This is a genomic window from Actinomadura sp. 3N407 (assembly GCF_052245875.1).
Taxonomy (GTDB): Bacteria; Actinomycetota; Actinomycetes; order Streptosporangiales; family Streptosporangiaceae; genus Spirillospora.
In genome coordinates this window covers 1-9,520 of the sequence record NZ_JBQQBP010000048.1, presented here as the reverse complement: position 1 = coordinate 9,520, position 9,520 = coordinate 1, and the positions used below count along the sequence as shown (strand labels likewise).

At 70.2% G+C, this 9,520-nt stretch carries 7 protein-coding genes and 1 pseudogene; 7 read left to right on the top strand and 1 reads right to left on the bottom strand.

Annotation, left to right across the window (positions count from 1 at the left end):
- The first annotated feature begins 136 nt into the window (after positions 1-136).
- From ACTWPP_RS44600 to ACTWPP_RS44570, 7 genes are all read left to right on the top strand, one after another.
- Positions 137-2,290 (top strand): tetratricopeptide repeat protein, encoded by a 2,154-nt coding sequence (locus ACTWPP_RS44600; RefSeq protein WP_443110551.1) that lies wholly within the window; start codon positions 137-139, stop codon positions 2,288-2,290.
- 62 nt (positions 2,291-2,352) lie between these two features.
- Positions 2,353-4,017 (top strand): FAD-dependent oxidoreductase, encoded by a 1,665-nt coding sequence (locus tag ACTWPP_RS44595; protein WP_443110550.1) that lies wholly within the window; start codon positions 2,353-2,355, stop codon positions 4,015-4,017.
- Positions 4,014-5,450, top strand: coding sequence for a sensor histidine kinase (locus ACTWPP_RS44590; protein ID WP_443110549.1), 1,437 nt, complete (start codon positions 4,014-4,016; stop codon positions 5,448-5,450). Before ACTWPP_RS44595 ends, ACTWPP_RS44590 begins: the two co-directional genes overlap by 4 nt.
- Positions 5,447-5,713, top strand: a complete 267-nt coding sequence (locus tag ACTWPP_RS44585; RefSeq protein WP_443110548.1) for a UBP-type zinc finger domain-containing protein — start codon at positions 5,447-5,449, stop codon at positions 5,711-5,713. Before ACTWPP_RS44590 ends, ACTWPP_RS44585 begins: the two co-directional genes overlap by 4 nt.
- A 543-nt stretch (positions 5,714-6,256) precedes the next feature.
- Positions 6,257-6,901 (top strand): transposase, encoded by a 645-nt coding sequence (locus ACTWPP_RS44580; protein WP_443110547.1) that lies wholly within the window; start codon positions 6,257-6,259, stop codon positions 6,899-6,901.
- Positions 6,831-8,087 carry a transposase gene (locus ACTWPP_RS44575; RefSeq protein WP_443110546.1) on the top strand — a complete coding sequence of 419 codons (1,257 nt, stop codon included), beginning with the start codon at positions 6,831-6,833 and terminating at the stop codon, positions 8,085-8,087. Before ACTWPP_RS44580 ends, ACTWPP_RS44575 begins: the two co-directional genes overlap by 71 nt.
- A gap of 62 nt (positions 8,088-8,149) precedes the next feature.
- Positions 8,150-8,356 carry a transposase gene (locus ACTWPP_RS44570; protein WP_443110545.1) on the top strand — a complete coding sequence of 69 codons (207 nt, stop codon included), beginning with the start codon at positions 8,150-8,152 and terminating at the stop codon, positions 8,354-8,356.
- 97 nt (positions 8,357-8,453) lie between these two features.
- On the opposite strand, the pseudogene ACTWPP_RS44565 reads toward ACTWPP_RS44570, so the two are convergent.
- A pseudogene (locus tag ACTWPP_RS44565) lies at positions 8,454-9,397 on the bottom strand (IS256 family transposase); the annotation flags it as partial.
- Between the last annotated feature and the right edge of the window lie 123 nt (positions 9,398-9,520).

Here is a 9,520-nt window from a genome sequence, read left to right as displayed (position 1 = left end):
GTGACGTCCGGCGGACACCTCCTCGACTCCGCCCTCTTCCTCACGCTCATCATCGCGCAACTGGCCGTCGCCGCGACCGTCGCATGGCGGGACCGCTGCCGCGACGGCCGACTCCGTGAGACTGATTAGGAACATCATGACCGACCACTCCCACTACTGGATCCGCTCGATCGCGCACCATGACCGCACCGAGCCGATCGCCGCCCTGCCGCCGACGCCCACCCTGGCCTCCGCGGACGCCCACCGGCGCCTGCGCGGCCCGTACACCGCGGCCGGGACGCTGCTGCGGGCCGTGGTGCCCGCCGCGGTGGACCGGTGGCCGGAGCTCGCCGCCGTGCACGGCACCGAGATCGTCGCCGCCGCTCCGGAGCTTTCCGCCTGCATCGAGCACCGGCCGCCGTTGATGACGAGTGAGCCCTCGATCGGCCGTACGCAGTTCCACCCGGCCGCCCGGACGATGTCGATCGCCAACGGCCTGGCCCAATTCTTCCACGACTACGCGCTGGCGCTCGACACGGGACCGCTCTCGCTCGTCGTGGACAACGTGCACGAGGCCGACCCGACCGACCACGAGTTCCTGGCCGTCCTGTTGCGCAGGCTGGACCCCGCCGTGCTGACGGTCGTCACCGCCTCGACGGACCTTCCCGAACCGGACGCTCCGGCGACGGCTGCGCTGCTGGCCGCGTTGGAGGCGACCGCTCAGGTCGTCGAGGGGAACTCCGGGACGCCGGATGCACGGGGGGACGACCCCGAGGCGTACGTCGAGCGAGACGGTACCGGCGACGCCCCTGCCTCCTACCACCGGCTGTCGGCGGACCGGCGTGCGGCCCTGCACGACGCCCGTGCCGCCGAGCTCGCGGCCGCCGGCGAGTTCCCCGCATCGCTGGGCGCCCTCGCTTTCCACCGCGAGCACGGCGGTGACCCGGCCGGGGCCGGCCTGGACACGCTCGTGGAGGCGGCCGACCACTGCGTTCGCATGGGCTTCTACGACGCGGCGCTGGACCTGGCCCGCCGCGCACGGGTCATCGCGGACCGAAACGGGCGCTCCGAGGTCTGGGAGGCGGTGAACGCCTGGATCTGCGCATCCCTGATCATGCTCGACCGCTTCGACGAGGCCGACGCGCTGCTGACGGAGATCAAGGACCGCGAGGTGTCGGCTCCGGCGCGGATCAGCGCGCACCGCACCGCCGCGGCGATCGCGGCCAATCATCCCGCGAGCCGGGATCTCGGCCGGGCCCGCGACCTGCTCGTCCAGGCGATGGCCGAAGCGGACCAGCTGCCGGACGATCGGCGGCGCGCACTCGTCCAGGCGCAGAACCAACTCGGCCTGGCACTGATCGAAGCCGGCACCGACCCGCGCGAGGCGCTGCGCCTGCTCGAAACCGGACTGCTCACACTGGACGAAACGTTCGGCCGGGATGAGCACATGCTGCAGCGGCTGGTGATGCGCATGCAGCAGGCCGAGGTTCGGAGCCGGCTCGGCGACCACGAGCAGGCTATCGCCGACTACACCGCGGCCATCGCGATCGACCCGAACGAACCGCGCGCCTACTTCGAGCGCGCCGTCCTCCACCAGCACCTCGGCCACCCGGCCGAGGCGCTGGCCGACTACGATCAGGCCGCCCGACTGGGCCCGCCTTACCCCGAGGTCTTCTACAACCGCGGCAACATCCGCGCGGACCTGGGCGACCTGGATGGGGCGCTCGCGGACTTCGGCCACGCCGTCATGCTCGACCCATCGATGGTCGACGCCTACGTGAACCGGGCCGGAATCCTGTGCGACATGGGCGAGGGCGCCCACGCCCGGCGCGACGTCGACGAGGGCCTGGCGCTCGCGCCGTCGGACCCGCACCTGTTGTGCCTGCGCGGCCGACTGCTGGCCGAGGACGACGACATTCCGGCCGCGAAGGCGGCGCTGTCGGCCTCGGTCGAAGCCGCGCCCGGGCTGGCCGAGGCGTGGGCGACCCGCGGCGCGCTGGCCTACCAGGCCGGAGACCTGGACGCCGCCCTCAGCGACCTGGACCGGGCCGTCGGCCTCGACGACGACCCCGCGATCCGGTTCAACCGGGCGCTCGCGCGGCAGCGGCACGGCCGGCACGCCGCGGCGATCGAGGACTTCGACCGGCTGCTGGGCACCTCCGACGACCCCGAGGCGCGCTACCAGCGCGGCGTCTGCCACCTGCGCCTCGGTCACCAGGAGGAGGCACAGCAGGACTTCCTCTCCTGCCTGGTCGCCTCCCCCGCCCACGCCGACCAGGTCAGGGACCACATGGGCGACCTGACCACGTGACCCGCTCGCCGGCCGGCCGGGTGCCCCCGGCCGGCCCCGCCACTCCCGGGAGCCCGAACGCCATGAACGTCGCGTCCCAACCCACGCTCCAGGTCCGGCGACCGGTGATGCTCGCCGTCGACGACGACCCGCACGTCCTGCGCGCCGTCCGGCGGGACCTGCGCCGGACCTACGCCGACCAGTACCGGATCGTCACCGCGGGCTCGGCGGCGGAGGCCATGCGCATCCTGGACGAACTGGCCGAGCGGGGGGAGCAGGCCGCTCTCCTCCTCTCGGACCAGCGGATGCCCGACACCACCGGTGTGGAATTCCTCACCCGGTCACTCGGGCTGTTCCCTAACGCGCGCAGGGTCCTGCTGACCGCGTACGCCGATACCAACGCGGCCATCGGCGCCATCAACACGGCCAAGCTCGACCACTACCTGATCAAACCGTGGGATCCGCCCGAGGAACGGCTCTACCCCGTCCTGGACGACCTGCTGTCGGACTGGCAGGCCGGCCGGACGGACGTCTGGGACGGCATCCACGTCCTCGGGCAGCGCTTCAACGCCGACACCCATGCCGTCCGCGACTTCCTGACCCAGCATCTGGCGCCCTTCCGGTTCACCGACGCCGACGCCCGCCCGGATCTGGTCGCGGCCGGTACCCGGCTGCCGTCGGTCACCTTTCCCGACGGCGCGCAACTGAACGCGCCGACCCCCGTGCAACTGGCGCCCAGGCTGGGGCTGGCCACCGTCGCCAAGCGCAGGGCCTACGACCTGATGATCGTGGGCGCCGGACCTGCCGGGCTGGCGGCGGCCGTCTACGGCGCCTCCGAGGGGCTGCGGACCCTGGTCGTCGACGGCCAGGCCCCGGGCGGTCAGGCGGGCACCAGCTCACGGATCGAGAACTACCTCGGTTTTCCCTCCGGGCTGTCCGGCGGAGACCTGGCCCGCAGAGCGACGGCGCAGGCACGCCGGCTCGGCGCCGAGCTGCTGACCCCGCAGGAGGCCTGCGCGTTCGCGGTCGACGACGGTGTCAAGACGCTGTCGCTCGCGGACGGCTCCGAAGTCCTCGCCCAGACCGTCATCCTGACCATGGGCGTCAGCTACAACCGGCTCCGCATCCCAGGCGCGAACCGGCTCGAGGGAGCCGGCCTGTACTACGGCGCGGCGCTGGCCGAGGCGATGTCGTGCACCGACCAGACCGTGCTCGTGATCGGCGGCGCGAACTCGGCCGGGCAGGCCGCCCTGTACTTCGCGAAGTACGCCGCCCGGGTGGTCATGCTGGTGCGCGGGGACAGCCTGGAGAAGCGGATGTCCGCGTACCTCATCGACCAGATCCGCGCGACGCCCGGCATCGAGGTGCGGCTGGACACCAGCGTGCTGGAGGTCCATGGCGACACCCGGGTGGAGGCGGTCTCCGCCTCCACGGCGGAAGGCGTCGAGGTCGTGGCCGCCGACGCCGTCTTCACGTTCATCGGCGCCGCGCCGCGCACCGACTGGCTGCCCGGCCGGCTCGTCCGGGACGGCCACGGCTTCGTCGCCACCGGCGGTGACATCGGCGACGAACGGCTGGCTCGGTGCCGCTGGTCGCTCGGCCGCCCGCCGTTCCTGCTGGAGACCAGCATCCCCGGGGTCATGGCGGCGGGCGACGTCCGCAGCGGTGCGATGAGACGCGTCGCCTCGGCCGTCGGCGACGGAGCGATGGCCGTCGCCTTCGTCCACCAGTACCTGGCGGCGTCATGAACGGCTTCGGCATCGCCGATCTGCGCACGCTCCCCCCGTTCTCCACGTGCGACGAGCAGCAGCTCGCCTGGGTCGCCGACGTGATGACCGTACGCGAGCTGTCTCCCGGGGAGACGGTCTTCACCGAGGGTAGTTGCCCCGACAGCCTGTTCATTCTGCTCGTCGGCGAGCTGACGCTGACCCGGGGGACCGGGCACCGGCAGGAGGTGCTCAACCGACATCGGGTTGACGACCGCATGGATCCGGACAAGCCGATCGCGGCGAACTTCTTCTTCGGCGAGGTGCAGTTGCTGACCGGCGAGCCGTTCGTCGCCACGGCCACCGCCACCCTGCCGAGCCGAGTCGGCGAACTGAGGAGGGCGGCGTTCGAAGAGATGCTCGTGCGCTGCCCCAGCCTCGCCCAGCAGATGCTTCCGGTTCTGTCCTGGCGCATCCGGGCCGAGGAGACGCGGGTCTGCGAACGGGACACGCTCAGCGCTCTGGGCACCATGGCGGCCGGGCTCGCGCACGAGCTCAACAACCCCGCGGCCGCGGCGAGCCGGGCGGCCAACGAACTCGACGCCGCCGCTGCCGTGCTGGAACGAGCGGCCATCGACTGGGCCCGGCACAGCCGCGACGCCGAGTTCGACGCACCGCTGCCGGGACGCTCGCACCACCCGCTGTCCGGGCTGGCCTCGTCCGAACGCGAGGACCAGATCAGCGACTGGTTCGACATGCACGGTTACCAGCCGGTGGGCGATGAGACGGGCCTGCTCGCCGACGCCGGAGCCGGCCCCCACTGGCTCGACGGCCTGCTCGCGGCGGCGGGCGCCGAGGGAATCGGCCGCGCTCTCACCTACACCTGCGCTCGTGCCCGGGTCCAAGCGCTGACCAGCGACCTGACCAGCAGCATCGCCCGCATCTGCGCTCTGGTGGACGACGTGCGCACCTACACCCAGCTAGGCCGCGCCCCTGTCCAGCAGGTCGACGTCCGGGTCGGTCTGGACTCCACGCTGCGGATGCTGTCCGCGAAGCTGAACCAGGTCTCCGTGCATCGGGACTACGCCGCCGACCTCCCCGAGATCCAAGCCAGGGGAGCCGAGCTCAATCAGGTCTGGACCAACCTCATCGATAACGCGATAGCGGCGATGGGCGCCAGGGGCACCCTGACGATCATCGCGTGCCACGACCGCACCCACCTCACCGTGGAGATCGTCGACGACGGCCCCGGGATCCCCCCGGAGAACCGGCACCGGCTCTTCGAACCGTTCTTCACCACCAAGGACACCGGCGCCGGGACGGGGCTCGGCCTGCACATCGTCCACCGGATCGTCGCCGAAAGGCATGGCGGGACGATTGAGGCCTACTCCCATCCCGGGCGGACACGGTTCATCGTTCGTCTCCCATTCGGTTCCCAACGCTCTGCCAAGCTCGCCCTCAGGAGGACGGGATGAACGACTGCCAGCATGTGGAACAGGTCCAGGAAGTCACACCTACCGGCACCGGATGCAAGGAGTGTCTGCTGACCGGCGATGCCTGGTTGCATCTGCGGATGTGCCTGATCTGCGGCAATGTCGGCTGCTGCGATTCTTCGGCCAACCGGCACGCCTCAACCCACTACCGCACCACCGGCCATCCCATTGCTGCGTCCATCGAGCCCGGGGAAGCCTGGGCCTGGTGCTTCGCCGACGAGGTCGTCCTCGAGACCGAGCAGTGAAGCCGCGTCCAGGCGACGGTTCCTGGTCCAGCCCGTAGATGCGAACGAGCCCGATGCCGTTCGTCTTCGAGGCCCGGATGCTCGTTCGTCCCGGCGTGGTCTGGGCGCTGCCGGATGCCTTGACATACGGCGCAGGACGAACGACATCGGCAACACGGTGACGTCGATCCGGCCCTGACGCCATCGCCGGCGGATCCGCCGCGGCGGCTTCACCGCCAGGAAAGCTGCTGAAGAAGCTCTGGCCCAGCTCCGGACGCCCTCGGATTCGGGCCGGTCATCGGGTCCAGGTGGGCGGGGTTGTACCCCCTAGGGGGTACACCACAGATAGGTGCGGCAGTTACGACGTTGTCGTTTGGACAACTCGTGATCGCTGACTCTTTCGCCCTGGCGTCAACCTGAGCAAGTCGGACAAGGAGACGACCGGCGAGGGTCGCTACGACTGTCGACGACGGGTGAAAACTGGCTCTGGCACACAATCCGGATGCTGTTGGTGATCTTGGGGGTTGTGGCGATCTCGAGGCAGAGATGCTTGGCTGAGGGAGCATGCCGCGCCTTTCGGTCCGCGCCGTTGGTGAGGTGCCAGTGGTGTCGATGGGACGCGGTGCCGGGCGGGTGGTCCCGGCGGAGACGGTGCGGGCGGCGTGGGCCAGCAATCCCGGTGGGACGCCGGCGATGTGGATCCGTGATCGGCTGGCGGGTCTGTTCATCGATGACGACTTCGTCGGTTGGTTCCCGGCCGATGGGCGGCGTGGGTTGTCGCCGGTGGTGCTGGCGCTGGTGTCGGTGCTGCAGTACGCCGAGAACCTGACCGATCGGCAGGCCGCGCTGGCGGTGCGGTGCCGGATCGACTGGAAGTACGCCTTGGGCCTGGAGCTGACCGACCCAGGGTTTGATCATTCAGTGCTGTGTGAGTTCCGGAACCGGATGGCCGAGGGCGACCGGGCCGATGGGCTGCTGGCGGTGATGGTGGATCGGCTGGTGGCTGCCGGGCTGGTCAAGCGGCGCGGGCGGGTGCGCACCGATTCCACCCATGTGCTGGCGGCGGTGCGGCGGCTGAACCGGGCCGAGTTGGTGGGTGAGACGCTGCGTGCCGCGCTGGAGGAGCTGGCCGCCGCGGATGAGCAGTGGCTGGCCGCCCTGGTCACGGCGGAGTGGGCACGGCGTTACCACCGCCCCGATCCGCTATGACCGGCTGCCCCGCGGCAAGGACGAGCTGGCCGCATGGGTGCTGCAGGTCGGCGCCAACGGGATCCAGATCCTGGAGGCGGTGTATGCCGCCGGCGCTCCACTGCGGCTGCGTGAGCTGCCCAAAGTGCAGGTGCTGCGGCGGGTGTGGGTGCAGCAGTACTGGACCCAGGAGGACGGCGCCCTGGCCTGGCGCGGGCCCAAGTCCACCCGGGACCGGCAGAGCCGCCACGACACCCCACGCCGCCGCACCACTCCCGAGGCGGTCCGTGGACGGCCGGACCCGGCCTCGGCCCGGGTGCCGTGGGCGGGGCTGGAGATCCTGTCCCCGCACGATCCCGAGGCCCGCTTCTGCCGCAAGGGCGGAGCAACGGCTGCATCGCCGGACAAGGCCGAGTGGATCGGCTACCGCGACCATCAGAGCGAGACCTGCGACGATGACGGCCCGAACGTCATCGTGCACGTGGTGACCCGGCCCGCACCCGAGCAGGACATCGACGCCCTGGAGGCCATCCATCAGGGCCTGGCCACCCGCGGCCTGGCACCGCGCGAGCACCTGGTCGACGGCGGCTATGTCACCCCCGACACCATTCACCACGCCGCCACCCGGTGGGGCACCACCCTGCTCGGCCCGGTGCGAGCCGACCCTCGGGGCGCACAGCGGCCGGGCTTCACCAAGGCCGACTTCCGCATCGACTGGCAGGCGCACACCCTCACCTGCCCACGCGGGGTGACCAGCCCACCCTGGAAACCGGCCACCGGCGACGGACGCGCCTACCTGTCGGTGCTGTTCCCCCGCCAAGCCTGCCGGGCCTGCACCGACCGCCTGGCCTGCACCGGCAACGCCGACGGCAAAGGACGCCACCTCACCCTGCTCCCCGAACCCCTGCAAAAGATCCAAACCCAGACGCGGGCCGAGCAGCAAACGCGCCAGTGGCAGGACCGCTACGCCTCACGCGCCGGCTGTGAGGCCACCGTGTCGGAGACCGTCCACGCCCACGGCCTGCGGCACTGCCGCTACCACGGCCTGGCCAAAACCCACGTCCAGCACGTCCTCACCGCCGCCGGCACCAACATCATCCGGCTCGCCGAGTGCTACCCACCCGGCACCACTCCGGACCAGCCCCCACGTCCGACCAGCCCCTTCCAGCAACTCTGCCGACGACTCCACACACCCCTGCCCGACTGACGATCCCCAAGATCCCCAAGATCACCAACAGCATCCAATCCGTGAAGGCGCTGGCCCGGTAGGTGACCTGGATGACCACCGTTGCCGGTGACGACCTGCCCGAACTGCGCTCCTTCGTCACCGGGCTGCGCCGCGACCAGGACGCCGTCACCGCCGGACTCACCCTGCCCTACAGCTCCGGACCCGTCGAAGGACACGTCAACCGCATAGAAATGATCAAAAGACAGATGTACGGCCGCGCCAATCCCGCCCTCCTACCTGTTGACTGAACTAGAAAAACTGTTCTTGCAGATCAGAGGACGTATACGGGTAGGAGCTTGTAACTCGAAGTGTGTAAAGATGATCTTGTGGTGGGTCTGGTTGTCTTTACTGGATGCGGTCTGGGTAGGCGTAGGCGAGTTCGTTGAGGGCTTCGGTCCACCCGTAGGTTTTCTGGCCTTCGATGAGCCGGGCGGGGTAGCCGGTTCGGTGCCGTCTTGTTGGGCGCGGGCGGCGCGTTGGCGGGCGCGTTTGTCCTCGATGTTGACGATGGCCAGCCATAGCAGCTTGACCACGGCGTCGTCGGTGGGGAAGTGCCCGCGGGCCTTGGTGACCTTGCGGAGCTGGTAGTTGAGGGACTCGATGCTGTTGGTGGTGTAGAGCAGTTTGCGGACGGCGGGGGTGAAGGCCAGGAACGGGGTGAACCGTTCCCAGGTCGCTTCCCAGACCTTCACGCTCTGGGGATACCGTTTGCCCAGTTCGGTGTCGGCGAACGCGGCGAGGGCGTCCAGGGCGGCGTCGGCGTCGGGCGCGGTGTAGATCTTCTTCAGCTCGGCCGCCACCGCGGCGCGGTGTTTGCGCGGGACGGGGCGCAGGCTGTTTCTGATCAGGTGCACCACGCACGACTGGACGGTGGTGTGCGGGAACGCCGAGGTGATGGCGTCCTCGAACCCGGCCAGGCCGTCGCAGCAGGCGATGAGGATGTCGGTGACGCCGCGGTTGCGCAGGTCGGTGACCACGCTGCGCCAGAACGCGGCGCCCTCCCCGATGCCGCGCGGGCCGGCCGGGCCGTCGCCTGCTTTGGGGACCCAGATGCCCAGGACGTGTTTGTCGCCGTCGGTGTCGATCCCGACCGCCAGGTAGGCGGGCTTGTTGTGCACGACGTGGTTGTCTCTGACCTTGACCATGAGGGCGTCCAGGAACACCACGGGGTAGATGGGGTCGAGCGGGCGGCGCTGCCAGGTCTTGACCTCCTCCATCACCTGGTCGGTGATGCGCGAGACGGTCTCGGGTGACAGTTGGGTGCCGTAGACCTGGTCGAGGTGGTTGAGGGGCCCCGCGCTTTCCGGACAGCTGACTGATGGTGATCTGCGGGCAGATCTACGCTGCTTGCTGCCGGTCCAGGTACTCGGTGTGGACCTCAAGAGGGGTCCGGTACCCGTTCGCAGAATGAA

Excerpts from the sequence above, each read along its gene's own strand:
- ACTWPP_RS44600 (WP_443110551.1), top strand. The coding sequence starts at position 137 with ATGACCGACCACTCCCACTACTGGATCCGCTCGATCGCGCACCATGAC.
- ACTWPP_RS44595 (WP_443110550.1), top strand. The coding sequence starts at position 2,353 with ATGAACGTCGCGTCCCAACCCACGCTCCAGGTCCGGCGACCGGTGATG.
- ACTWPP_RS44590 (WP_443110549.1), top strand. The coding sequence starts at position 4,014 with ATGAACGGCTTCGGCATCGCCGATCTGCGCACGCTCCCCCCGTTCTCC.
- ACTWPP_RS44585 (WP_443110548.1), top strand. The coding sequence starts at position 5,447 with ATGAACGACTGCCAGCATGTGGAACAGGTCCAGGAAGTCACACCTACC.
- ACTWPP_RS44580 (WP_443110547.1), top strand. The coding sequence starts at position 6,257 with ATGCCGCGCCTTTCGGTCCGCGCCGTTGGTGAGGTGCCAGTGGTGTCG.
- ACTWPP_RS44575 (WP_443110546.1), top strand. The coding sequence starts at position 6,831 with ATGAGCAGTGGCTGGCCGCCCTGGTCACGGCGGAGTGGGCACGGCGTT.